The following is a 25,068-nucleotide window of genomic DNA, read 5'->3' as shown; positions in this document are numbered from 1 at the left end:
ACGCCGGGAACTGTCCCGGCAGGGTTTCGTTCCCTGCAAGACCGGGTTTGTTTGTTCGATGTGTGACGGACTTCAGCGCCAGAACGGCTTGCTCAGAAGCCTAGAACCGGCCGTGAGGACGTCAGCTTGGCCGCTATCTGAACGTGATCAAGTCGGTGCGGCTGAGCGTCGAGGCCTTCGGCTTCAAAGGCTCGTTCGTGGCATTCGCGCTGTTCTGATTGAGGATCTGGTACTTCCCAACGAAGATCTCGTAGTCCGTCGCGTCCGACGTCGCATCGATCGGAACGACGACCGTATAGCCGCGCAGCGTTGCACCGACCGATGTGTAGGTCACCGAGCCGCTGATCTTCCATCCGGTCAGGATCAGCGTCGTGATGCCTTTGGCCTTCAGCATTGTGTCGAGTTCGGTGCCGTAGAAGCGGTCCTGGGCCTTGCTTTCAAACTCGATGTCACCCGATGCGGGAGCGACCTCCGGCAGCCAGGTCTTCAGGTTGTGGGCGCGCGTTCCATACGCGGTGAGGAGACCGAGCTGCCGTACGCGCGCCAGAAACACAGCGACCGCCGGCGCCAATTGCTCCCGACACTTCGGCTGGCGCTCTGCAATGTGATCGACGATGTCGAAGACGAGCAACGCGGTCTTCGCAGGATCGAGCACCACGGCGACCGGGTCCGGCGGCGCAGGGATTTGCAGTGTCAGTAAAGATTGGCTCATGGGAACATCCTAAATCGGCGATCGTTGCAGAAACTCATCGACGCACATTGACGACGCCTTCGCATAGGCGCCGCGGCGGCTCACCACCGCGCCGGTCAGCCGCTTCAGCGCCACGGCCATCTCGGTGGCCTTGGCCACGACGGCGATGCCGTTGAGCACCAGGGCGTCATCGATCAGGAACGGACACTCGCGCGAGAACAACAGCATCGGCAGGCCGCCGGCCGGGAGGATGATTTCGGCGCCCTGCTCGACCAGCGGCCGCACCTGACTGACAAAGCTTTCGCGGACGTCGGCATAAGCAGCGCTGTCGGTGAAAGCCTTCATGAAGCCCGGCAGATCGGCCTTAATGGCGCGCACGCCGACGATGCGCTGATCGAGCCCATGCGCCATCACCTGGCGCTCGTGCCAGGTGATGAAAGCCGGATCGATGGTCACGAGGCCGAGCTTGCCTCCCATGCTCAGCGCCGTGAGCAGGTTGGCTTCGCCGAGCCCGATGACCGGAATGTCGAGGGTGCCGCGGATCTCCAGAAGCCCCGGCTCCTGAAAATGCCCGATCACGAACGCATCGTAGCCGGCGCGCTCGGCCGCGATCGCATTGCGGATCACTTGCGCGGCGCAGCGGAATTCCGTCAGCGCATGGAAATGGCGGTCGGGCGGATCGAGGCCCTTCACCTCGAACGTCGTGCCGGGTGCCGCAAGGGAATTGAGATAGGTCTGCAGCCGGTCGATATAGGGCGCATGCTCGGTCGGGTGGATGAAGCTCTGGTACCAGACCCGGATGGCAGGCTCGGCCATGCGCAGTTTCCTTCTCGCAGATTGCGAAGCTTACGGCTGCACCGCGCGCGTCGCCATGGCGTAATGATAATTCGGGCCGGTGAACGACGGAAACGTGTGAAAATCTGCGCGCATCTCGTGGCGCACGGGTGAGTGCAGCGCCTGTGTCAACGCCTCTGGGCTGTCGAATGCCACCTTGTTGCGTTGCATGGCGTTCAAGCGCGGCCAGGGCAGCAGGCTCACCGCATCGACGCGCGTGTAGACTTCGAGCTCGCGAAGCCCGGGAAAGCGCACCATGTGTCCGGTGTGGTGTTCGAGATAGTGGTGAAGCCAGGCGTTGAGGTCCTGCGCCTCGCCCTCGTAGGACACGAGATAGGTGCAATACGGCGTGCCGGATGGATTGCCGAACCTGGGCTCCGGCACAGCGAAGGAACGGACCGCCATGATCTGCTGGGTGACGTCGGCGACAGCCAGAGCCGCGATATCACCAAGCCTCTGAAGTGGCGGCTGCGCCGTTGCAGCTTCGAGATCAGGCAGCGTTGCGAAGTAAAGCTGCAACACGAGGTCCGGCGGTCCTTCGTCTTTCACATACGGATCGCTGGCGTTCGACAAGGTGTGAATGAGAGCCTTCGCGAGCTTCGGAATCGTTTTCAAAGTCTCGCCAAGCTTCGCGACATCATCGCCGGACAACGAAGCCCCACGCAGCCGGAAGATCAGAAACAGGCAGGTATGCATGAGCGTCTTCCGTCAGGACCGCGGGCGCTGGCCGCCAGAACCGCGATCCCAGGTCTTGTCGGTGATGCCGCGGTCGCGCAGCTTGAACTTCTGCACCTTGCCGCTCTCGGTCATCGGCAGCTCGGTCATGAACTCCAGATAGCGCGGCACGGCGAAGTACGGCAACCGCGGCTCGCAGAACGCGATCAGCTCGGCCGGCGCGACGTCCTTGCCGGGATGCAGCACGATCGCTGTCATCACCTCGTCCTCGGCGAGCGGCGAGCGCACCGGAAACGCCGCGGCGTTCGCCACCGCCGGATGGCTGAGCATCACCTGCTCGACCTCGAACGACGAGATGTTCTCGCCGCGGCGGCGGATCGCGTCCTTCAGGCGGTCGACGAAGCGGTAGTAACCGTCAGGCTGGCGGATCACCCGGTCGCCGGTGTGGAACCAGCCGTCGCGCCAGGCCTCGGCGGTTTTCTCCGGCGCGTGGAAATATTCATGGGCAAAGGCCAGCGGCTCGTCAGCACGGACCACGAGCTCTCCGGCGGTGCCGTCGGGCGTGTTCCCGCCCTGGTCGTCCATCACCCGAGAGTCGAAGCCCTCGAAAACCGGGCCCATCGTTCCCGGCTGCTGGTGCTCGATGGTCGCGCCCAGCACGAAGTTGGTCTCGGTCGAGCCCCAGCCGTCGATCATGCGGATGCGGGTGCGCTCGGTGAACGGCTGATTGAATTGCGCGGGCACGCCTGGCGCGAGCGAGATGCGCACGCGGTGCGCGGTCTCCTCGGGCGAAACCGGCCGCGACAGAAGGATCGGCACCATGGCGCCCAGAAGATACGTCACCGTAGCGCGGGTGCGGATCAGCGATGGAAAGAACCCCGACGCCGAGAACCGTTTCTCGTAGTGCACCGTGTTGCCGGTCAGCAGCGCCTGATAGAATGTGTTGAGCGCGTTGGTGTGAAACAGCGGCAGGCTGGTGCACAGCACGTCGCCGTCCTGCAACTGCAGCAGCGCCGAGGTGTTGACCGCCCACCAGAAATATTGCGCCTGCGGACAGCAGACGCCTTTCGAGGGCCCGGTGGTGCCCGAGGTGTAGAGGATCAGGCCGAGATCGCCGGGATTGACGGCAGCTGCGGCAATAGGCCCCGCGCCGCGCGGCATGGCTGACGCCGTGACGCGTCCAAGCCGCACATCGCCGGGTTCGCCGATCAGCCAGATCATCTCGACCGACAGCGAAGCCGGGTCAAGCATCGCGAGGTTCTCGCCGAACGCCGCCTCCATCACCAGGAGCCGCGCGCCGCAATTCGACAGGATGTGCTGAAGCTGCGGTCCGCGGGACGCCACGTTGATCGGCACCGCGACCGCGCCGAGCCAGCCGCAGCCCAGCACCACTTCGAGAAACTCGATGCGGTTCGAGCAGATCACCGCGACGCGATCGCCCGGCTTGATGCCGGCCTCGCGCAATGTGCCGGCAAAACGCGCCGCGGCATCGCGGGTCTCGGCGTAACTCCAGACCGCATCGCCCGCGCCCACCAGCGGCTTGTCGCCGAACCGCTCGGCTTGGCGCGTCAGCATCTTCGGCAAGGTGCGATCCGACGCCGCGAATGACGATATCCAGCGGGCGCGCAAGGCGGATGCGGATTGACTTCCGGTCACTCGACTTTGCCTCCGAGATAGCTCGCAATCACGCGTGGGTCATGCACCAGATCGGCCGCGCGTCCTCCAAATACGATGGAGCCGGTCTCCAGCACATAGCCATGGTCGGCGGTCTCCAATGCGGCGCGCGCATTCTGCTCCACCAGCAGGATTGACACGCCGAGTTCGCGCAGCCCCATCACGATGCGGAAGATCTCGCGCACGATCAACGGCGCAAGCCCAAGGCTCGGCTCGTCGAGCAGCAGCAGCCGCGGCTTCGCCATCAGCGCGCGGCCGAGCGCCAGCATCTGGCGTTCGCCGCCGGACAGCGTGCCGGCGAGCTGTTTCCTTCGCTCCTTGAGGCGCGGAAACCGGCCATAGACATCCGCTAGATCGGCGCGCACGGCGCTGCGGTCGTTCCAGCGCGTATAGGCGCCGAGGATCAGATTGTCCTCGACCGTCATCTCGGTGAACAGCTCGCGGCGCTCGGGTACAAGGCAGATGCCACGCCGCACCCGCTCTTCGGTCGGGAGCGCATAGAGGTCGGCGCCTTCGTAGCGCAACCCGCCCTTCGACGGCAGCAAACCCATCAGCGCAGCGAGCAGCGTGGTCTTGCCGGCGCCATTCGGTCCGATCACGGTGACGATCTGACCGGTCTGCATTTCGAGGTTTGCGCCCGTGACGGCTTCGACCTTGCCGTAGCTCACATGCAGGTCTTCCACCGCGAGCAGCGCCGTCATGCGACACCGCCCAAATAGGCTTCCTGCACCCGCGCATCGGCGCGAATCTCGGCCGGCAGGCCCTCGGCGAGCTTGGCGCCGAAATCCATCACCACGATGCGGTCGACGAGATTCATGACGAAGTCCATGTCGTGCTCGACCAGCACGATGGTCATGCCCTCGCTGCGCAGGCCGCGCAGGAGATCGGACAGCGTCCGCTTCTCCAACGCGCGAAGGCCCGCGGCCGGCTCATCCAGGATCATCAGCACCGGATCGGTCGCGAGCGCGCGCGCGACCTCCAACAGGCGCTGTTGGCCGAGCGGCAGGTTGCCCGCGATGTCGCCGAATTTCTCGCCAAGGCCCACACGCTGCAGCTGGCGCAGCGCCTCTGCTCGCGCCGAGCGCTCTTCGCTTCGATCAAGGCGCAGTGCACCGGCGAAAAAGCCTGTCCGGGTTCGGGGGTAAGTGCCGAGCAGCACGTTGTCGAGCAGCGTCATGTTCGGGCGAAGCTTCACGTGCTGGAAGGTCCGCGCCATGCCCTTGGCGGCCATACGACGCGGCGGCAGGCCCGTCACGTCGTCGCCGAGGAAAGCGATGCTGCCGCCGTTCGGCTTCAGCGTGCCCGTGATCAGGTTGAGGATCGTGCTCTTGCCGGCACCGTTCGGGCCGATCAGGCCGACGACCTGGCCGGGCCACACCTCGAAGCTCACGCCATTGAGCGCGGCCAATGCGCCGAACCGTTTGATGGCGCTGTCGATCCGCAACACAGGTCTATCAGCCGCCGCGGCACGAGCCCGCACTGGCAGCGACGGCGCCTCTGCAGGCTTCGTTTGCGGGTTGCGCGGCAGCAGGCGGCGGATCAGGGGCCAGACGCCGCCTCGGGCTTTCTGCAGCAACACAACAAACAGAATGCCGAACAGCACGGCTTCCATCTGCGCGTTGTAGCGCGTGATCGAAGGCAGCACGTCCTGGAGAATATTCTTCAGCAGCACGATGATGGTCGAGCCGACCACCGCGCCGGCAATCTGGCCGGTGCCGCCGACCAGGGCCATGAACAGGAGCTCGATACCGGGCTTGATGTTGAACGGGTTGGGATCGACGAAGCGCTGCATGTGCGCGAACAGCCAGCCCGAGAGGCCTGCGAGCAGTCCGGCCAGCACGAAGATCGCGAGCCGCATGCGGAAAAAGTCGACCGCAAAGCTCTCGACCATGGCAGCACCGCCGCGCAAGCCGCGGATCGCGCGACCCTGCCGCGAATCCAAAAGGTTGTGACAGAGCAGCATCACGGCGCCGAGCACGAGCCAGATGAAATAGTAGATCGAGACCGTGCTGCCGAGTACGAACGGTCCGAGCGCGATCGGCGGAATGCCGGAGAGCCCGCTGTAGCGGTTGAGCGCGTCGAGATTGCCGAACACGAAATAGATCGCGATGCCCCAGGCGATGGTGGAGAGCGGCAGGAAATGTCCGCCGAGCCGCAAGGTCGCCGCGCCCAGCACGGTCGCGACGATACCGGTGAGCGCAAGCCCGAGTGCGAGGCCGATCCACGGCGAGCCGCCCTGCACGGCCGTGTACCAGGCGGTGGCATAGGCGCCGATTCCGACGAAGGCCGCCTGGCCGAACGAGGTGAGCCCGCCCACTCCGGTGAGCAGCACGAGGCCGAGCGCCGCGATGGCGTAGATGCCGATGTAATTCATCAGCGTGATGGTGAAGGTGCCGAACAGCGCTGGCGCGACCGCGATGAAAGCGATGATCGCGGCGAGCACGATGAAGGAGTGCCAACGCATCAGGCGTCTCCCTCTTCTTCCTCGATCTCCTCCTCGACGCTGCCGCTCGACATGAACGACTGCCAGATCAGCACCGGGATGAGTGCGCCGAACACCAGCACTTCCTTGAAGGCGGAATCCCAAAATGCCGCGTAACTTTCCAGAAGACCGACGAGAAGCGCACCGATCGCGGTCGCCGGATAGCTGACGAGGCCGCCGATGATGGCGCCGACAAAGGCCTTCAGCCCGATCAGGAAACCCGAGTCATAATAAAGCGTCGCCACCGGTCCGATCAGGATGCCGGAGACGCCGGCAAGGCCCGAGGCGAGCAGGAAGGCGATCGCCCCGGTGGTCTGCGGCTTGATGCCGACGAGCCTTGCGCCGACGCGGTTGACCGCGGTCGCGCGCAGCGCCTTGCCGGTGTAAGTGCGCTCGAACATCAGGAACAGCAGCAGGCTGAACACCGCCGAACTTGCGACAATCAGGAGGCTTTGGCCCGAAATACCGATCGAGCCGAGATTGAAGAATGCGCTGGTCATCGGCTCGGTGCGGAACCCCTCCGGCCCGAAGAAGATCAGCGCCATGCCCGACGCGGCAAAATGCACCGCGACCGAAACGATCAGCAGCACCAGCACCGAGGCATCGGCGAGCGGCTGGAACGCGATGCGGTAAATGAGCGGCGAGATCGGCATGACGATCAGCAGGGTCAGCGCGACGGCGAGCCACATCGGCAACTCGCGGCCCGCGGCGAGCCACACCAATCCGGCGCACAACACCGGCAACGCCGCATAAGTGAGCAGCGCCTTCGGCAGCAGGCGCAGCTCGCCTCGGCGAATCAGCGCTACCGTTTCGATCGCGGTTGCGAGCGCGGCAAGCGTGAGCACCAGCCACACCGTTCCGGGCATCTGCTTGAGCTGCAGCGCCGCCAGCGTCAGCGCCGAATAGCCGACCACGTCGCCGAACGGCACGAAGATGACGCGCGTCACCAGGAAGATCAGCACAAGGCCGAGCGCGACCAGGACGTAGATCGCGCCGGTGGTGATACCGTCTTGCGCCAGGAGAAGAGCGATCTCCGGCGTCATCGTTCAGAAACGCCGCGGCGATTCAGCAAAGGTCGCTCACTCGATCAGCTTCCACTTGCCCTGCTCGAGCTTCACCAGCACGCGCGCGCGGTCGTCGACGCCATACACGTTGCCGGGCTTGTAGTTGTAGACGCCGTGGGTGCCGACCACTTCCTTGGTCGCGAGCATCGCGTCCTTGAAGGCCTCGCGGAACTCCGCCGTGCCTGGCTGCGCCTTGGCCAGGGCGCGCTTGGCGGCGTCGAGCATCACCAGCCAGCCGTCGAACGCATAGGCCGAGAACGCGTCCGTGGTCGGAGCGTTGTTGGCCTTCTGGTAGGCGTCGCGGAAGGCCAGCGACACCTTCTTGGTGACGTTGGAATCTGGCAACTGCTCGGCAACGATGACCGGACCGGTCGGGCAGATCACGCCTTCGACCGCGGCGCCGCCGACCCGGACGAAATCCGGATTGATCAGCGCGTGCGTACCGTAGAGCCCGCCTTTGAAGCCGCGCTGCTGCAAGGCGATGTAGGGCAGCGCGCCGGGCGTGCCGGAGCCGCCGGTGATCACCGCATCGGGCTGCGAGGCGACGATCTTCAGCACCTGGCCCGCGACCGACGTGTCGGCGCGAGCATAGCGCTCGTTGGTCACGACCTCGACGGAGGAGCCCTGCACGCTCTTCATCAGGCCGTCGTAGACAAGGTCGCCCCAGGAATCCGAAAAGCCGATATAGGCCGCCTTCTTGATGCTGGCCTTTTTCATGCGGTCGACCACGGCCGCGACCATCAAGGGCGGCGGCTGCGGGATCGAGATCATCCACTGGCCATTGGCATGCTGCGGCGCGGGCGCAGGCGTGAGCGAAATCAGCGGCGTCTTGCTCTCGGCGCCGACCGTCGCCATCGCCGTGGTGCCGGGAACGCCCGACGTGCCCATCAGGACGTCGACCTTCTCCTCCTCCACCAGCTTGCGCGCGTTGCGCGACGCCGCCGACGGATCGGAGGCGTCATCGAGACGGATGAGCTTGATGTTGACGTCGCCGACCTTCGCGGCGAAGGCGTGGGCGGCCAGAATGCCCTTTTCATACGGAATGCCGATAGAAGCACCGGGACCGCTCAGCGACGTAACAAAGCCGATGGTGAGATCGGCCGCCGAGCTCGCGCCAACCGACAATGCCAACGCGGCAACACTCGCGCACAAACGTGACAACATGACGATCCTCCGTGGCCTGGCTTTCCCGCTGTCGCACCGACCGGCCGCCATCCCCAACAACGGCTCGAGAGCATTGCGAGATTAAAGCAAGGCGTGCCCCTGACAAGGGCGCGAAACATTTGCAACTGCAAATGTTTTCGCCTTTTGACGCGTTGCCGGGCGAAGCCCCAGAACCTAAAATAACGCTGTTCGCGAAAGGAGATGCCGATGAGCCGATACCGCGGCAACGTCGAAGCAGTCCGCAACTTGATCCGCGAGACCGAAGTCCATCGCGACGTCTATATCGACGACGAGGTGTTCCAGCTCGAGATGGAGCATCTGTTCGGCAACACCTGGGTCTATGTCGGCCATGAGAGCCAGGTGCCCAACGAGGGCGACTACTACGGCACGACGATCGGCACCCAGCCGGTCCTGATGGTCCGGCATGGCGACGACACGGTGCGGGTGCTGCACAACCGCTGCCCCCACAAGGGCACGCGCATCACCACCGAAACCTACGGCAACACCGGAAAGTTCTTCCGCTGCCCGTATCACGCCTGGACGTTCCGCACCGATGGCACGCTGCGGGCAATCCCGCTCGCCAAGGGGTACGAGTGCGCCAAGCTCGAAGAAAGCCATGCCGGCGCGGGCATGAACCCGGTCAAGCACGTCCATAACTACCGCGGCTTCGTGTTCGCCAAGCTCAATGACGTGGGCCCCGGCTTCGAAGAGTTCTTCGGCGAGAGCCTTTCGAGCATCGACAACATGGTGGACCGCTCGCCGGTTGGACGGCTCCAGGTCGCGGGCGGCGTGCTGCGCTACATGCACAACTGCAATTGGAAGATGCTGGTCGAGAACCAGACCGACACCTGCCATCCGATGGTGGCCCACGAATCTTCGGCCGGCACCGCCATCAAAGTGTGGGACAACGCGCCGCCCGGAGCAAAGAAGCCGATGGCGGTCGAAATCTACGCGCCGTTCGTTGCGCCTTACGACTTCTTCGAGAAGATGGGCATCCGGGTCTGGCCGAACGGACACGGCCACACCGGCGTGCACCATTCGATCCATTCCAACTATTCGGCGATCCCGGGGTATTTCGACAAGATGGTCGCGGCCTACGGTGAAAACCGCGCCAAGGCGATCCTCGACGAGAACCGGCACAACACCTGCTACTTCCCCAACCTGATGGTGAAGGGCCCGATTCAGCTCATCCGCCTGTTCAAGCCGATTTCCGCCAACAAGACGCTGGTGGAGTCGTTTACGTTCCGTCTGATCGACGCGCCGGATCTGCTGTTGGAGCGTACGCTGGTCTACAATCGGCTGATCAACGCGCCGACCTCCGTGGTCGGCCATGACGACCTCGAGGTCTACGAACGCGCCCAAGAGGGCCTGAAGGTCGACGCCAATCAATGGGTGAATGTCGGCCGGCTCTACGAACCCGGCGAACAGACCGACATCACAGCCGAGAGCAACGGAACGACCGAATGGCAGATGCGCAACCAGTTCCGCGCCTGGTCGAAATTCATGGCATTGTCGATGTAAGCGGAATGGCCGCACCGACCAACCAGGAACTGATCGATTTCGTCGTGCGTGAAGCGCGGTTGATCGACGAGCATCGCCTCGACGAATGGCTGGAGCTGTTCGCCGACGACGGCATCTACTGGATGCCGCTGGAATGGGGTCAGACCGATCCGAAGCTGACAGCGTCATTGATGTACGAGGACAAGCTGCTCTTGACCATCCGCATCGAACGGCTCAAGGGCAACCGCACCTTCTCGCAGAAACCGCGGAGCCGCTGCCATCACGTGCTGCAGGTGCCGCAGGTCGACAAGCGCGACGAACCTGCAAACGAGTATCTGACCTACACGCCGATGCATTATGTTGAGACGCGCCACGACGAGCAGCAGCTTTACGCCGCCTGGGCGCGGCACACGCTGACCGTCGTGGACGGCAAGCTTAAGATCAAGCTCAAGCGCGTCGACCTCGTCAACTGTGACGCGGCGTTCGGCAACATCCAGCTGTTCATGTGACCCATGACGTCTGGTGTGAACGCCAAATCCTACGATGGTGTGGTTCTCTGCGCACCCATCACCATCCCCTACCGCCGCTATTCGACCAACAGCGCGCACTGGTGGATCGGCCGCGCGCTGCATGAGTTGGTCAAGCGCGCCAAGATCAAGCCCAAGGACATCGACGGGTTTGCGGTGTCGAGCTTCACGGTCGGACCCGACACGGCCATCGGCTTGACCCAGCACTTCGGCCTTTCGCCGCGCTGGCTCGAGCACATTCCGTTCGGCGGCGCGAGCGGCGTCATCGCGATCCGCCGCGCGGCACGCGCTGTGCAGACGGGTGATGCCGAGATCGTCGCTTGCGTGGGCGCCGACACCAATCACGTCGACTCGTTCCGCAAGACGCTGTCGACGTTCTCTCGCTTTGCGCAGGACGCAGTCTATCCATATGGATCGGGCGGCGCGAACTCCTCGTTCGCGCTGATCACCAAGAACTACATGAACATGTATGGCGCGAAGCGCGAAGACTTCGGCAAGCTCTGCGTCGCGCAACGCGACAACGCGCTGTCGATTCCCTATGCAATGATGAAGAAGAAGCTCACACTCGACGAATACATGGCGGCGCGGCCGATCGCCGACCCGATCCACCTGTTCGATTGCGTGATGCCGTGTGCCGGCGCCGAGGCGCTCATTGTTTGCCGTGAGGACACCGCGAAGTCGCTCGGCCTTCCTTTCGTGCGCATCCTGTCCACGATCGAGCGGCACAACGCCTTCACCAACGATCCGGTGCAGATGCGCGGCGGCTGGGCGATGGATATCGACACGTTGTGGTCCGCAGCCGGGATGAAGCCCGCCGATATCGATTTCGTCGAGACCTATGACGACTATCCGGTGATCGTCATGATGCAGATCGAAGACCTGGGTTTCTGCAAGAAGGGCGAAGGTCCGGACTTCGTGCGTTCGCATAATTTCGCCAACGACGGCACGTTTCCGCACAACACCTCCGGTGGACAGCTTTCGGTCGGTCAGGCCGGCGCCGGCGGTGGATATATCGGCCTCACTGAAGCCATGCGGCAGCTCATCGGCGAGCCGATCGGCACCAAGATCGCCGACGCCAAAACCGGGCTCGTTTCGGGCTTCGGCATGATCAACTACGATCGCGGGCTGTCGTCCTGCGCCGCCATTCTCGCGAGAGCCTGAATGACCGAACCCCTTGTCCGCCCGAAACGAAAAAATCCGCTGAAACGGACGCGGCTGCCGCTTTCGCCGCAGGGCGTGCGCAGCCGCACCGGCCATGGCCTCACGGCCGCGGCCGCCGAAGGCCGCTTCGCGCTGCAGGTCTGTCTTGATTGCAACACCGTGGTCTATCCGCCGCGCGACGCCTGCCCGGAATGCCTCTCCGCACGGCTGCCGTTCCGCGACGTCGGCAATGGCGGCGTGCTGGTCGCCGAAACCACCGTGCAGACTTCGACCGATCCTTACTTTCGCGAGCGGACGCCGTGGCGCGTCGGCACGGTGAAGCTCGACGTGGGACCTGCCGTGGTCGCCCATCTGCACGGTGACACAGTCGAGGGCCAGCGCGTGCGCGTCGAATTCAAGCTCGACCGGAGCGGCTCGGCCGTCGCCATCGCGCTTCCCGAGAAGGACACTCCGAACATGGCCGACGATCCGCACCTACGCGAGATGACCTGCGATCCGAAATTCCGCCGCGTGCTGATCACCGACGGCCGTACAGCGGTCGGCCAGGCCATGGCGAAGGCGTTTTCCGACGCTGGAGCCTCGATCGTATTTGTCGGCTTGGCCGATTCCTGGAAGCCGTTTCCAGGATTCGATGCGCTAAAAAAGATCGAGCGTGTCGAGATCGTGCCGCTCGACGTCACCGACACAGAATCGGTCACCGAGCAGGCCGAACAGAACGGCGCGCGCATCGACATTGTGGTCAACACCGCCGAGCACGTTCGCGCGGGCGGCGTGGTCAATCGCCATGGATTGACCGTCGCGCGCGAAGAGATCGACATCCGCTACCTCGGCCTCCTCCGCCTCGCCCAGGCGTTCGGCCCGGTGCTGCGCTTTCGCGGCGCCGATGGCGTCAACTCGGCTGCAGCTTTCGTCAATCTCATCTCGGTGCACGCGCTGATGAACTGGCCGCAATTCGGCAGCCATTCGGCGGCGGAGGCCGCGTGCTTGTCAGCGGCGCAATGCATGCGCGCTGAACTCAGGCCCGGCGGTGTCAAGGTGCTCAACGTGTTCTTCGGCCCGCTGGAGACCGAGTGGTTCCAGACGGTGCCGCCACCGAAGGTGACGCCTGGAGCACTGGCCAATGCGGTGATCCGCGCGCTCAAGCAGGGCGTCGAAGACGCCTACGTCGGCGACATCGCCGAAGACATCCGGGCGCGCCTTGCGGTGAACCCGAAGGCGCTCGAGCGAGAGATGGAAAGCTGATCATGACCGCGATCGACCTCATGCAATTCGCCCGCGCGGTTTCGAGCGGCGACGTCCGCATCGTCGATCTCACGCAGACGCTCGCACAGGAATTCCCGACCATCGTGCTGCCGCCGGAACTCGGCCAGTGCGCACCGTTCCGCATCGAGGAGGTGTCGCGTTACGACGAGCGCGGGCCCGCCTGGTACTGGAACAACATCAGCCTCGGCGAACACACCGGCACGCATTTCGATGCGCCGATCCACTGGATCTCCGGCAAGGACCTGCCGAACAACGCGGTCGACACCATCGACGTGCGCAAGTTCATCGCGCCGGCCTGCGTGCTCGACTGCTCGGCAGCCTGCGCCAACAATCCGGACTTCGCGCTGACCATTCCGTTTGTCGAGGAGTGGGAGGTGCGCCACGGCAAGATCGAGCCGGGAAGCTGGGTGCTGCTGCGCACCGACTGGTCGAAGAAGACCTACCCGGATTACGCAGGCCTGCGCGACGACGGCGCTCACACGCCGGGGCCTGAGCCCGCCGTGGTGAAATGGTTCGTCGAACAGCGCGACGTGCACGGCTTCGGCACCGAGACAATCGGCACCGACTTCGGCCAGGGCCACCACTTCAACCCGCCCTACCCGGCACACTTCTATATGCACGGCAAAGGCCGGTTCGGCCTGCAGTGCCTGACCAATCTCGATCTGCTGCCGCCCAAGGGTTCCGTGATCATTGCGGCGCCGCTGAAGATCAAGAACGGCTCGGGAAGTCCGTTGCGGGTGCTTGCGCTCGTCGGAGGCGCGAAGTGAGCGACAATGTCGCGGTCGTGACCGGCGGCTCGACCGGCATCGGCGCGGAAATCTGCCGGCAGATGCTCGATGCCGGCTACGAGGTCGTCTCGCTGGCGCTTGGCCGGCCGGAGCAGAAGCACACGCGCTTGCACGCGGTCGAGGTGGACCTGATAGACGCCGAAGCGACGCAACAGGCCGCTGCCGATGTCGCGTCGCGTTTTGCTGTGACGCATCTCGTCCACAACGCCGGCGTCATCCGCCCGGCGCTGCTGCCCGACGTCAAAATCTCTGATCTCGAAGCGTTGTCGCAGCTTCATCTCGGCTCGGCCGTCATGCTTGTTCAAGCCGCGCTCCCGTCGATGAAGCAACAAAAATTCGGGCGCGTCGTGCTGATGTCGTCGCGCGGCGCGCTGGGGTTGCAGACGCGCACGGCGTACGCCGCCACCAAGGCCGGCATGATCGGCATGGCGCGCACCTGGGCGCTGGAGCTTGCGGCCGACGGCATCACCGTCAACGTGATCGCGCCGGGGCCGATCGCGGGCACCGACATGTTCCACGCCTTGGTGCCGAAGGGCGGCGAGCGGGAAGCCGCGCTGGCCAAGGCCATTCCGGTGCAGCGGCTTGGCCAGCCGGACGACGTCGCGCGCGCGGTGATGTTCTTCTGCGACCGCGCCAACAGCTTCGTTACCGGACAGACATTGTATGTGTGCGGCGGCTCAAGCGTCGGCAGTCTCACGATTTAGCTTGCACCTCCGCTTCGAGCGCGACCTTGTCGATCTTGCCGACGGCGGTTTTCGGCAAGTCGGACCGTATTTCAATCGACGCCGGCACTTTGTAGCGCGCCAAGTTTTGCGTGCAGTGAGTGAGCAGTGAAGCCGGATCGAGCACCATGCTCTTTTCAGCAATCACGAAAGCGCGCACGCTCTCGCCGCGATAGCTGTCCGGCGCACCGACGACAGCGGCTTCGCTGACGCCGGGAAACGACAGCAGCACATCCTCGACCTCGCGCGGAAATACGTTGTAGCCGCCGACGATCACCATCTCCTTCTTGCGCCCGCGGATCGTCAACGTGCCGTCATCCTCGATCGCGCCGATGTCGCCGGTGTAAAGCCAGCCGTCGCGCAGCGCCTTGGCGGTCTCCTCCAGCGCGTTGCGATAGCCGCTCATGATCTGCGGTCCCCGCGCGCGGACCTCTCCCGCCTGGCCGCGATTGAGCACGGTGCGACCGCTTTCGAGATCGACGATTTCGATTTCGGTGCGCGGCAACGGCATGCCGACCGCGCCAGGTTTGGTCTCCTGTCCGACCGCGTTGAACGTCAGCACCGGCCCCGCTTCGGTCTGGCCGAAGCCTTCATAGATCTTGCAGCAAACGCGGCCTTCCCATTGCGCCAGCGTCGCCGCGGGGAGCGCCGCCGAGCCCGAATAGCAAAGGCGGAGCGCGGAAAAATTGGCCTCGGCAAAGTACGGATGCGCCATCAGACCGACGAAGATGGTCGGGCTGCCCGGAAAGATTGTGATCCGCTCGCTTTCGAGCGTCTTCAGCACGGCCTCCGCGCTGTATTTTGGCAGGATCACCAGCACGCCCGCGCAATAGGCTGAAAGATAGAGCGCCATCGAGGTCGCGTAGCTGTGACACAGCGGCGTGACGCAGAGAATGCGTTCGCCGCTTTCGCGCGTCGGCAGCAGCGCCTCGCGCTGCGCCACGTTGATGGCAAGCGACCTGTGCTTGAGGTTGACGCCCTTAGGCCGCCCTGTCGTACCGCCGGTGTATTGCAGCGTGGCGAAAGTTTCAGGCGTAGGCAGAGGAGATGCGAGTTCGGCAGGTTTGTCGATCTGCAAATGTCTGCAGTCAAGAATTTGCGTCCGGCCTTTGTGACTTTTGATTGCTGCGACCAGCTCAGCGTAGCTAGCCTGATGCAGCAGCAGCGCGGGCTCGGCATCCTCGATGATGACCGACAGCTCCCGCGCCGTGTAGATCGGGTTGAGCAGCACCGCCTGCGCGCCGACCAGGTGTGTCGCGAAGGTCGCCACCGCCATCTCGGCAGAATTGCCGAGCAGCAGCGCGACGCGCTCGCCGCTGGCGCCCTGCGCGCCCAGATCATTGGCCAATGCCACCGCGGCATTGAGATACTGCGCGTAGGTCAGGCGAAGATCGCCGCAGACCAGCGCCTCAGCCTGCGGCGCACGCGTCGCGGCATCGATCAGGAGATGCGCGAGCGTGGGCGGAACAGGCGGCAACGCATCCGCACCGACCATCCGCGCCGGCTCAGTCATCACGCGTCCGCCACTTCGATCACAACCGCCATGGCGGTATCGCCGGCCGCACAGCCGTGAAACAGGCCATAGCCGCCGCCACGCTCGGTCAATTCCTCGATCAGTTCGATGACCGCCCGCAATCCGGTCGGGCCCTGCGGGTGGCCCCAGACCAGCGAGCAGCCGTAGTTGTTCATCGCCATCAGGTCGCAGCCGGTCTCGCGGGCGAAGGCGATGTCATTCACGGCAAACGGATTGTGCGATTTGATCGCCGCCATGTCGCCGATCTTGAGACCGGCGCGCTTCAGCGCGACCCGCGCCGCCTTGATCGGCGCAGCCGGCATCATCGCAGGTTCTTCGCGCGACTGGCCGAATGCGATGAGTCGGATGGCAAGTTCGGGGCGCTTCGAGAGCTTCGCCGCTCTCTCCTTGGTGGTCACGACCATCGCGGCGTGCCCGTCGGCCGGATGCGTCTGGCCCGCGTAGGTCACGGTGCCGTCCTTCATCACCGGCGCAAGCTTGCGCACGCCGTCCGCGGTCGTGGCGTGCACGCCCTCGTCGCCCGAAAGCTGCGATGCCGTTCGCTTGAAGCCTTTGTCCGGCACCTCGAACGGCAGCGTCATGAAGCGTTTCAGGAACCGCGAGTCGTGCGCCAGCGCGTCCTGGTATTGCTCGTAGCGGCGCAGCGTCACGTCGTTCTGCTCCGCTGTCGTGATCTGCCATTTCCGCGCGACGTTCTCCGCGGTCTGCAGCATCCCCGATCCGGTCAGCGGATCGCAGGAGAAGTTGTCGAGCACCCAGTCCTCATGGGCGCCCGTGCCGCCCGGTCCCGACGGCTGCGGATAATAGATGTGCGGTCCGTTCGAGGTCTTATCGGCGGTGATCACGAGCACGCACTGCGCATCGCCTGTCGCCAGATTCTGCGCCGCGGTGGCGAGGCATCGCGCACCGGTGGCGCAGGCCTGGTTGATGGTCGGACCCGAGACGTGGCCGGCACCGAGCATGCCCGTCACCCACGGCGCGCCGAAGAAACTGTGCTGCTGCGGGATCGTGGTGCCGAGCACGCCGAAATCGAACTCGGTCCCGTCGATCGCGCGGCTGCGCAGCTCGGCCTGCGCGCGATGTGCCGCAAATTTAAGCGCGTGCAGGCCTGAGAACGCGCCCTGCCAGCGCGCGAAGGGCGAAGACCAGTAGGCACCATAAGGAATGTACGCTTCGATCATGCTTTAGATTACCGGCCGGAGCCATGCACGTGAAGCCGGTCCACACGCAATCGAAATGCCTTTCGGTCCAATCGCATGGCTGCTAGCCTGGACGAAATCAAAACTGACAGTGTGTCGCCAATTGCGGCGCGCACTCTGGGGAGAACGCACATGGCAGACGAACGGATTCTCCGTCGAGAATTCCTGAAAGGCGCGGCGATCGCGGGCACCGCCGCCGCGACAGCAATCGCGCCCGCAACCGAGGCCGCCGCACAAAGCGCCCCGCCAAAGCCACAAGCCCCGCCCGCAGCCAGTGCCGACAGCGACGCGATGGTGACGTTGTCGCCAGCCGAGCAGGCGTTCTTCACGGCCGCAGCCGATACCATCATTCCGGCCGACGATCTGTCGCCGTCGGGAAGCGATTGCGGTGTGGTGACCTTCATCGACCGCCAGCTCGCCAGCGCCTGGGGCGGCGGCGCCAAGATGTACCGCAGCGGACCGTTCAGGAAACCGCCCGGCGAAGGCTTCGGCTACCAGCTTGCGCTGACGCCGCGCGAGTTCTTCGCCGCCGGCATCACCGCCACCAACGCCTGGCTCAAGAAAACCCGCGGCAAGGAGTTCGACCGCCTCTCGCTCAAGGAGCGCGACGAGGTGCTCAAGGTCATGGACCAGGGCAAGGCCGAACTGCAGAACTTTGACGGCAAGCAGTTCATGGAGGCGCTGCTCGACATCACCATGGAGGGCTTCTTCTCCGATCCGATCTACGGCGGCAACAAGAACAAGGTGTCGTGGCGCATGATCGGTTATCCGGGCCTGCCCGCCACCTACGCCAACATGATGGATCTGTACCGGAACAAACTCTACAAGCCGGAACCGCAGTCGATCGCGGACTTCTCGTAAGGAGGACGGAGCATGGCAACACGTCTGAAGGAAGTCGATGCGGTGATGGTCGGCATGGGCTGGACCGGCAGCATCATGGCGCGCGAACTCACCAAGGCCGGACTCAACGTCGTCGGTCTGGAGCGCGGGCCGGACATCAAGCCCGCCGAAGATTTCGCGATGCCACACATCCGCGACGAGCTGCGGTATGTGCAGCGGCTCGAAATCATCCAGGACCCGGCGATGGAGACGCTGTCGTTCCGGCATCGCCCGAGCGAGCAGGCGTTGCCGATGCGCCGGATGGGATCGTTCCTGCCGGGCAACGGCGTCGGCGGCGCCGCCAATCACTGGGGCGGTCAGCACTGGCGCTACCTGCCAAGCGATCACCAGACCCGCAGCAACATCCTCAACCGCTACGGCGCCAAGGCCCTGCCCGAAGACATGACGGTGCAGGACTGGGCGATGACCTATGACGAGCTCGAGCCCTATTACGACCGGTTCGAGAAGCTCTGCGGCGTGTCCGGCAAGGCCGGCAACCTGCGCGGCCAGAAGGTCGACGGCGGCAATCCGTTCGAGGGCGCACGGCAGAACGACTATCCGACACCGCCGGTGAAGATGACCGAGTCGGCGCTGATGTACGCCAAGGCGTGCAAGGAGCTCGGCTATCATCCGTTCCCGCAGCCGGCCTCGACGATCAGCCAGCCCTACACCAACACCGAGGGGCTCGCGCTCGGCGGCTGCCAGTATTGCGGTCACTGCGAGCGCGCCGGCTGCGAGGCCAATGCCAAAGCCGGCCCGCATATCTGCGTGCTGCCGGTGCTGCGCGCCGATCCGAAGTTCGAGCTGCGCGTGCATTCGTGGGTGAGCCGGCTCACCTACGACAAGGCCGCGAAGAAAGTCACCGGCGTGGTCTACACCGACACGCGGACCGGCGAGGAATACGAGCAGCCCGCGGGCATGGTCGTGCTCTCGGCCTATGTGTTCGGCAACATCGGCTTGCTGCTGCATTCCGGCATCGGCGAGCCTTACGACCCGGCGACGCAGAAAGGCGCCGTCGGCAGGAACTACTGCTACCAGCTCTCCCGCATCGGGCTGACGATGTTCTTCAAGGACAAGAACTTCAACCCGTTCATGGGCTCGCCCGGCTCGATGATGGTGATCGACGATTTCGACGGCGACAACTTCGATCACACGGGCCTCGGCTTCTTTGGCGGCTGCCGCATTCAGACCGGCCACGGCGAAGGCCGGCCGATCGCCTACCGGCCAACGCCACCCGGCACGCCGCGCTGGGGCTCGGCCTGGAAGAAGGCCGCGGTCGACAACTACCAGCATGCGCTGTCGATCGGCATGTCGGGATCGAACTACGCCAACCGCAACAACTATGTGGACCTCGATCCGACCTACAAGGATCAGCTCGGCCGCCCGCTGCTGCGGCTCACCTACAACTTCGTCGAGAACGACTACAAGCTCGCCGAATACTGCATGAGCAAAGTGGTCGAGATCGCCAAGGTGATGAACCCGACCGTCATGGGCTCGCCGCGTCTGCGCAAAGGCGACTACGACATCGTGCCGTACCAGTCGACGCACAACACCGGCGGCACCATTATGGGCACGGATCCCAAGACCAGCGTCGTCAACCGCTATCTGCAGTCGTGGGACGCGAGCAATCTGTTCATCATGGGCGCTTCGACGTTCCCGCAACAGCCGGCCTACAACCCGACCGGCCCGGTCGGCGCGCTGGCCTACTGGGCGGCGGACGCGATCGTCTCGAAGTATCTCAAGAACCCCGGCCCGTTGGTGCACGCATGAGGCAACAGATGATCATGACGTCGTTACGCATCGCGGCAGCAGCCGCAGCTCTCGTCATCTCGGGCGCCGCGGCCTCTGCGGTCGATGCCGAGCACGGCAAGACGCTCTACACCGCATGTGCGGCCTGCCATTCGGAGAAGCCGGACGCGCTCGGGCCGAGTCTGAAGGGCGTGTTCGGACGGCAGTCGGCATCGCTCGATGACTTTCGCTATTCGAACGCGATGAAGCGCGCGAAGCTCACCTGGGACGAGGCGAACCTGCGCGAATACATCGCCGATCCGCAGGCCAAGGTGAAAGGCAACCGCATGCCGTTCGCGGGCTTCAGCCAAGCCACCGACGTCGATGACGTTGTGGCGTATTTGAAGACGCTGAAGTAGCGGCGGCGGCGCACCCCGCTGCGCACCCGCGGTGCGGAGACCCACACCTCCGTCAACAAGGTGGTCGTCGCCCCCGGGCTTGACCCGGGGGCCCATACGCTGCTGCGACAAAGCACACGCTTACGACTGCCTTCGCCACGGCCGCTCATGGATTGCCGGGTCAAGCCCGGCAATGACACCGCCTTGGGTTTGGAGCGGCGAAATCCTGATTCAATTGTCAAACAGCCCGCGCTTTTCAGCGCATCCCTTCAACATCGATCCAGGCGTGATTCATCGGCCCCTTCAGATCAGGCACGGGGCCAGCGCCTCTATTCTTCCTGCTCCCTCACATGCGTGAGGGCGCGGAGCGCCGGTTGGCGCTACGTGGTCGTCGGCACCCTTGGGAGGTGCCGCGGGCTTGCGAAGCCCGCTCGCCTCCCGGCGCTCCACTTGTGGCGATTTATTGCGAGGCCACCGTTCGAGATTCGATCGGACCGGCTGGGCTCTCACCCACCATGCTCCAGGGGGCATTTGCGCCCGCTTTCACCCGATCGCGCCCTGCCACTGAAGGCGGCCCCCTCATCGGGGACGGACAATGACCTCGCACCCTGGGACGTGGTCACGAGCCACGCCTGCAGGCGCCACACCCCGCTCCGCCAAACAGACGTCTCTAGATGACGCCCTCAGTGAGCGAAGCAATTTCGCGTCTACACGTGATTTGCGGAAACGCAAACAATTATTCGCGTTCGCAAGCTTGCCCAGTGTTCCTTGGGCGTCAGGAAAGCCGCTGACACCGGCTTGCCTCAAGCAAAACGAAAAGACCCTGGGCTGCGACTGCTCCAGGGTCTTCCGCCAGCTCAGGCGCGGTCGCAGTCGCGGGGGGCGAGCTGGCTACGCAGGCAACGCCCCGTTGCGGAAACGGTTCCGGGCGGTGTGAAGGCCGCGGCTTCAGGCCAACCGTCGGTCAGTCGTAATGAATCCCGGTTTCCTTCACCACCGGGGCCCAGCGCTCGGCCTCCTTGCGGATGAATGCACCGAACTCCGCCGGCGTCGATGTCGCGGGGAACAGTCCGGTCGCCTCGGCCTTCTGCTTGATGCCGGGATCGGCCATGATCTCCGCAACCTTGCGGCTGAGCTTGTCGGCGATCGGCTGCGGCGTGCCCTTCGGCGCCACGAGACCAAGCCACACCGTGACGTCGTCGAAATTCTTGAGCCCCGCCGCAGCAGAAATCAGCGGCGCGTCCGGCGCCGGCGGAAACGGTCCGGCGTCAAACTTCGCCAGCACGCGAAAACGGCCGTCCTGAATGAGCGACAGCGCGGCCGACGGCCCATCGAGGACATACTGCACGCTGTTGGTCAGAAGCCCCTGCGTGACCTGCGCACTGCCGTTGTAGCGCACGAGCTCCGCATTCGTGCCGAGCGCCTTGTTCAACAGAAAGCCGGTGAGCTGCGTCGTGATCGTGCCGGCGCCGTAATTGAACTTCCCGGGCGCAACCTTCTCTTTGGCGATCAGATCGCCGACGCTTTTGATGTCGCCCGACGCGTTCACCATCAAGAGCACCACGGTCTTGCCGACCATGGAGACCGGCACGAAGCTCAGCGGATCGTAGGGCAGACTCTTGTAGAGGAACTGGTTCATCACCAGCGTCGAGTCGATGGCCATCAGGAGCGTGTAGCCGTCGCCTGGCGCGGTCGCGACCACCTGCGCGCCGATCACCGTGTTGGCGCCGACGCGATTTTCCACCGTGACCGTCTGCTTCCAGTCCTCGCCGAGCCTCTGGGCAATGATGCGTGCGAGAACGTCGGACGGCCCGCCGGCCGGGAATGGCACGATGACTCGGATCGGCCGGTTCGGATAGCTCGCCGCGTCCGCGGCACTTTGCGCGCGGGCCTGCCACGGCCACAAGGCCAGAAGCCCCAAAAGCGCGAACCACACCCGTTTCGATGCCGTGCTTGTCGATGCCATCCCAGCCCTCCCTCGATTTTTGTTCTGCCTGCCATAGCAGATCGGCAATTGGCAGCCACCGCAAGGTCCGTCGTAGGATCGAGCGATTCAACCAGGAGGACCTGACATGCGAACGATCACGATAGCGCTTGCAGCCGTAGCCTGCCTCTCCCTCGCCTCACCGGCGTCGGCGCAGAGCTTCGAGAAGAAGAACTACAATTACAGCGAATGGACCAAAGGCCGCTTCTCGGAAGCCGTCACGGTCACCGGCCCGGGCAAGATGATCTTCCTCGCCGGCGTCGGCGCCGAAGACGAAAACGGCAAGGGCGGCGACATTCTTCACAAGGGCGACTTCACCGCCCAATGCAAGTACGCCTTCGACAAGATCAAGCGCGCGCTGGAGAAAAACGGCGCGACCTACGGTGATGTCGTCAAGATGGTCACCTACATGACCGACGTCCGCTATCAACCGGACTTCGGCAAGTGCCGCCAGGAAACCTTCGGCTCGACGCCCATGCCGGCGCACACGCTGCTCACCATCAGCCAGCTGGCGTGGCCCGGGATGCTGGTCGAGATCGACGTCACCGCGATGGTGCCGGTGAAGTAAGGAGAGCGATCAGTCACGCGTGACGCCGGCCGTCACCTGAACATTCGGAAAACAACCCGACGTCACGCGAACCCTTCGCAGACTCATGCGGCGATATCAGCTTCTGGATGGCTTATCGGCCACTTTCAGGACTTGCCCCTTGGCCGCGAGTATCCTTTCAGGCTCATCCTCGGAGAAGCCGGCAGCCGATACCTTTACCCAGTTGAGCGCATATTCATGCTTGTTGGCTTCGTAGAGCAACTGCGCCAAGCGGAATGCAAATGCGACGGGCCGGTCTTCGGTGTAGATTGAATCTTCATCATTCTTTCCTTCGGCCTTCGCGTCCGCATTTGCGGATGCAATCTCGTTTGCCGACACTTCGATTTTGAAGTCACCTTTGATGGCGCCGCCTTTTATCAATTTGACTGTAGTGGCGTAGAGCACCTCGTACGCAACATAGATTTTTCCTTCGGCAAGAATCTTCTCACCAAATTTTGCAGGAGCTATTCCCGCATCGTTCAAGGCCGCCAATATCTTTATCGGTTCGGCAAGCCTCGTCGTCACCCCGTCAAAGCGATACTCGGTGTTACCTTCGATCGATCCACCCGCATCCAATTGCGCTTGACCAAGATGAAACCATTCCAGCAACTGCTTGAAGAAACCGACACTCAGATTGCCGCCCTTGCTGGATATATTTGATTTCCCGAACGGAGATGTAACATTCTTGGTGTAACCCAACTTCTTCGGCAGAACTGAATTGAGCGATCCGAATTGGAACAGCGAACTGCCCTCCGCGCCGAGAATATAAATGTAAGGGGGCAGTACCCCGCCCTTCGGCAGCAAAATCGGCTGAAAACCCTTGCTGTTCAGAAAATTGACAAAGCCGTCGTTCAATTGCTCAGCCATTATTATCCTCCGTATGAAAGGCGAAACTCCTCCGGCACCACCGCCAACAGTTTTGGATACGCCGCGACTAGAGACCTTTTTGTCTCGATGTTGGCCGCATCCTCAACCTGAGCATTCGAGAGAACGCGCCGAAGCGTAGCAGCCACTTCCGAGAGAACCTCGGGCTGCGCCTTGCTGGCGATGAAGGCCAAATCGTTTCCCATTCTTTCGTCTATCGGATTGCCCTGACAGATGTGGATCAGCCTGGCGACAACACCCGAGACAATTTGCGCGACGGAACTCGGAGGATGCGGAACGTCGGCATCCAGCGCGTGTTCACATGATTGCAATCGGCAGTCAGTCGAGAACACTTGCGTTGTCTTGACGTAGAACATTAGCTCGCTTCCGAGAAACCCTTGTGCGATGTTGATCACATTCGCGAAACGAACTTCGGATTTCGGATACCTCTTGAGAACGATTTTCAGTATTCGCTCACGCGCCGCCTGCGCGCGTATGCTCAAAAACGCGCCCGATAGCGCGGAATTCTCCTGAGCCGCCGGCGCAGCAAACAGCTCGAACAACGTCTCGGCTGCCCATCGGTCGGCTTCTGGTTCTTCTGTCTTTGGCTCACGCGGCCCAGCTTTGTGTAACGCCGCGTGGCCATATTCATGCAAGATCGTGAACAGGATGGCTGCCGCCGTGTTTGAGGCCGCGATCTGCGTCGCTTTCGGCCCCAACTTAAGAGAAAATGGCGCGATCTCCTGCCAATCCAAACGCTCTTGATAATTTTCGTAAGCTTGCCGAAGACATTTATCGACTTCGGCAGGCGCGTTTGCAGCCGCTTCGATCAAGCGCGTTCCGTCGTATGAGTTGATTCCGGAACCAAGCGCCTGAGTTATCTCATGGAGAAAAAGAATTATTCCATCATTGATCTTGATATAGGAGCTTCCGTCAGCGTACAGCACCGCGCCGGCCGACGGTTTCTGCTCCTTCACCAGAAGAAACTCTGTTTTGGAAAGCTTGGGGTATTTGATTTTGTGGGCTGCCCATTTTGCCGCGCTCATCAGGCCAACCGCTTCTTTCACCCATTCAGAAGCAATCGGACTCTTATGACCCTCCAAGTCGTCTTGTTTGGCCTTCTGCGCTTCCGATCTTGTATCCTCAGGAGTCATGCGATCACCCACACGGCTCAGGCTGCACTCAGCGCGATGTTTTCGTCGCTGAACACCAGGACATTCTTCAGCAGCCGCGATGTTAGTGGAAGAAACAAGGGCTTCGACGGTAGCCTGCTGCGCATAATGGCGCACATGACGAACAACTGCTCGACCGCATGAGACGCTGGTGCAATTTACATCAAGGTTGCCGTATC

Annotated in this window: 23 protein-coding genes; 10 read left to right on the top strand and 13 right to left on the bottom strand. The window is 63.4% G+C overall.

Annotated features, from left to right (window positions below):
• Window positions 1–133 precede the first annotated feature (133 nt).
• Genes RHPLAN_RS15120 through RHPLAN_RS15085 form a run of 8 tightly spaced genes read right to left on the bottom strand, consistent with a single transcriptional unit; the run spans window position 134 to window position 8,584 of the window.
• Window positions 134–712 (bottom strand): cysteine hydrolase family protein, encoded by a 579-nt coding sequence (locus RHPLAN_RS15120; RefSeq protein ID WP_068019443.1) that lies wholly within the window; start codon window positions 710–712, stop codon window positions 134–136.
• A 9-nt stretch (window positions 713–721) separates the two neighbouring features.
• Window positions 722–1,507, bottom strand: coding sequence for an aspartate/glutamate racemase family protein (locus RHPLAN_RS15115; protein ID WP_068019440.1), 786 nt, complete (start codon window positions 1,505–1,507; stop codon window positions 722–724).
• A 30-nt stretch (window positions 1,508–1,537) separates the two neighbouring features.
• Entirely contained in the window at window positions 1,538–2,221 is a 684-nt protein-coding gene (locus RHPLAN_RS15110) for a hypothetical protein (RefSeq protein ID WP_068019437.1), read from the bottom strand.
• 12 nt (window positions 2,222–2,233) lie between these two features.
• Entirely contained in the window at window positions 2,234–3,856 is a 1,623-nt protein-coding gene (locus RHPLAN_RS15105; RefSeq protein ID WP_198164932.1) for an ATP-dependent acyl-CoA ligase, read from the bottom strand.
• Entirely contained in the window at window positions 3,853–4,575 is a 723-nt protein-coding gene (locus RHPLAN_RS15100) for an ABC transporter ATP-binding protein (protein WP_068019432.1), read from the bottom strand. The genes RHPLAN_RS15105 and RHPLAN_RS15100 overlap by 4 nt, the downstream gene beginning before the upstream one ends.
• Entirely contained in the window at window positions 4,572–6,338 is a 1,767-nt protein-coding gene (locus tag RHPLAN_RS15095) for a branched-chain amino acid ABC transporter ATP-binding protein/permease (protein ID WP_068019429.1), read from the bottom strand. The genes RHPLAN_RS15100 and RHPLAN_RS15095 overlap by 4 nt, the downstream gene beginning before the upstream one ends.
• Window positions 6,338–7,399 (bottom strand): branched-chain amino acid ABC transporter permease, encoded by a 1,062-nt coding sequence (locus RHPLAN_RS15090; RefSeq protein ID WP_068019422.1) that lies wholly within the window; start codon window positions 7,397–7,399, stop codon window positions 6,338–6,340. The genes RHPLAN_RS15095 and RHPLAN_RS15090 overlap by 1 nt, the downstream gene beginning before the upstream one ends.
• A 36-nt stretch (window positions 7,400–7,435) precedes the next feature.
• Window positions 7,436–8,584, bottom strand: a complete 1,149-nt coding sequence (locus RHPLAN_RS15085) for an ABC transporter substrate-binding protein (RefSeq protein ID WP_068019421.1) — start codon at window positions 8,582–8,584, stop codon at window positions 7,436–7,438.
• A 207-nt stretch (window positions 8,585–8,791) separates the two neighbouring features.
• On the opposite strand from RHPLAN_RS15085, the gene RHPLAN_RS15080 reads away from it, so the two are divergent.
• From RHPLAN_RS15080 to RHPLAN_RS15055, 6 genes are read left to right on the top strand one after another with little or no spacing between them, the layout of a single operon-like run.
• Window positions 8,792–10,105 (top strand): aromatic ring-hydroxylating dioxygenase subunit alpha, encoded by a 1,314-nt coding sequence (locus RHPLAN_RS15080; RefSeq protein ID WP_068019420.1) that lies wholly within the window; start codon window positions 8,792–8,794, stop codon window positions 10,103–10,105.
• Window positions 10,106–10,110: 5 nt separating this feature from the next.
• A complete protein-coding gene (locus RHPLAN_RS15075) occupies window positions 10,111–10,593 on the top strand; it encodes an aromatic-ring-hydroxylating dioxygenase subunit beta (protein ID WP_068019418.1) in 483 nt (160 codons plus the stop codon).
• 3 nt (window positions 10,594–10,596) lie between these two features.
• Entirely contained in the window at window positions 10,597–11,772 is a 1,176-nt protein-coding gene (locus RHPLAN_RS15070) for a thiolase family protein (RefSeq protein WP_157100280.1), read from the top strand.
• Window positions 11,773–13,014 (top strand): SDR family oxidoreductase, encoded by a 1,242-nt coding sequence (locus RHPLAN_RS15065; RefSeq protein WP_068019415.1) that lies wholly within the window; start codon window positions 11,773–11,775, stop codon window positions 13,012–13,014.
• Between the two features lie 2 nt (window positions 13,015–13,016).
• Complete coding sequence (locus RHPLAN_RS15060) at window positions 13,017–13,802, top strand: cyclase family protein (RefSeq protein WP_068019407.1); 786 nt, start codon at window positions 13,017–13,019, stop codon at window positions 13,800–13,802.
• The gene (locus RHPLAN_RS15055; protein WP_068019405.1) at window positions 13,799–14,527 is read left to right on the top strand and encodes an SDR family NAD(P)-dependent oxidoreductase; all 729 of its coding nucleotides are present in this window, start codon (window positions 13,799–13,801) and stop codon (window positions 14,525–14,527) included. The genes RHPLAN_RS15060 and RHPLAN_RS15055 overlap by 4 nt, the downstream gene beginning before the upstream one ends.
• Here RHPLAN_RS15055 and RHPLAN_RS15050 read toward each other — a convergent pair.
• Both RHPLAN_RS15050 and RHPLAN_RS15045 read right to left on the bottom strand, forming a co-directional pair.
• Window positions 14,517–16,058: an AMP-binding protein gene (locus tag RHPLAN_RS15050; RefSeq protein ID WP_068019394.1), complete on the bottom strand. Its 1,542-nt coding sequence runs from the start codon at window positions 16,056–16,058 to the stop codon at window positions 14,517–14,519. The two genes, RHPLAN_RS15055 and RHPLAN_RS15050, sit on opposite strands and share 11 nt — an antisense overlap.
• Window positions 16,058–17,260 (bottom strand): thiolase family protein, encoded by a 1,203-nt coding sequence (locus RHPLAN_RS15045; RefSeq protein ID WP_068019391.1) that lies wholly within the window; start codon window positions 17,258–17,260, stop codon window positions 16,058–16,060. Before RHPLAN_RS15045 ends, RHPLAN_RS15050 begins: the two co-directional genes overlap by 1 nt.
• 150 nt (window positions 17,261–17,410) lie before the next feature.
• Between RHPLAN_RS15045 and RHPLAN_RS15040 the strand changes: the two genes are divergently transcribed.
• The 3 genes from RHPLAN_RS15040 to RHPLAN_RS15030 are packed head-to-tail and all read left to right on the top strand — an operon-like array spanning window position 17,411 to window position 20,304.
• Complete coding sequence (locus RHPLAN_RS15040; RefSeq protein WP_068019388.1) at window positions 17,411–18,139, top strand: gluconate 2-dehydrogenase subunit 3 family protein; 729 nt, start codon at window positions 17,411–17,413, stop codon at window positions 18,137–18,139.
• Window positions 18,140–18,151: 12 nt separating this feature from the next.
• Window positions 18,152–19,927: a GMC family oxidoreductase gene (locus RHPLAN_RS15035; protein ID WP_068019385.1), complete on the top strand. Its 1,776-nt coding sequence runs from the start codon at window positions 18,152–18,154 to the stop codon at window positions 19,925–19,927.
• Between the two features lie 8 nt (window positions 19,928–19,935).
• Window positions 19,936–20,304, top strand: coding sequence for a c-type cytochrome (locus RHPLAN_RS15030; RefSeq protein ID WP_237180147.1), 369 nt, complete (start codon window positions 19,936–19,938; stop codon window positions 20,302–20,304).
• Window positions 20,305–21,247: 943 nt separating this feature from the next.
• Here RHPLAN_RS15030 and RHPLAN_RS15025 read toward each other — a convergent pair.
• The gene (locus RHPLAN_RS15025; RefSeq protein WP_068019382.1) at window positions 21,248–22,249 is read right to left on the bottom strand and encodes a Bug family tripartite tricarboxylate transporter substrate binding protein; all 1,002 of its coding nucleotides are present in this window, start codon (window positions 22,247–22,249) and stop codon (window positions 21,248–21,250) included.
• 106 nt (window positions 22,250–22,355) lie between these two features.
• On the opposite strand from RHPLAN_RS15025, the gene RHPLAN_RS15020 reads away from it, so the two are divergent.
• Entirely contained in the window at window positions 22,356–22,835 is a 480-nt protein-coding gene (locus RHPLAN_RS15020; RefSeq protein ID WP_084244930.1) for a RidA family protein, read from the top strand.
• Between the two features lie 96 nt (window positions 22,836–22,931).
• Here the strand turns inward: RHPLAN_RS15020 and RHPLAN_RS15015 are convergent, their stop codons facing one another.
• The gene (locus tag RHPLAN_RS15015; RefSeq protein WP_068019379.1) at window positions 22,932–23,720 is read right to left on the bottom strand and encodes a hypothetical protein; all 789 of its coding nucleotides are present in this window, start codon (window positions 23,718–23,720) and stop codon (window positions 22,932–22,934) included.
• Window positions 23,721–23,722: 2 nt separating this feature from the next.
• Window positions 23,723–25,006, bottom strand: a complete 1,284-nt coding sequence (locus tag RHPLAN_RS15010) for an ImmA/IrrE family metallo-endopeptidase (protein ID WP_157100279.1) — start codon at window positions 25,004–25,006, stop codon at window positions 23,723–23,725.
• Window positions 25,007–25,068: the final 62 nt, after the last annotated feature.

Source organism: Rhodoplanes sp. Z2-YC6860, assembly GCF_001579845.1.
GTDB lineage: Bacteria > Pseudomonadota > Alphaproteobacteria > Rhizobiales > Xanthobacteraceae > Z2-YC6860.
The sequence above is the reverse complement of the archived record's forward strand: the minus strand, read 5'-3'. Positions and strand labels throughout refer to the sequence as shown.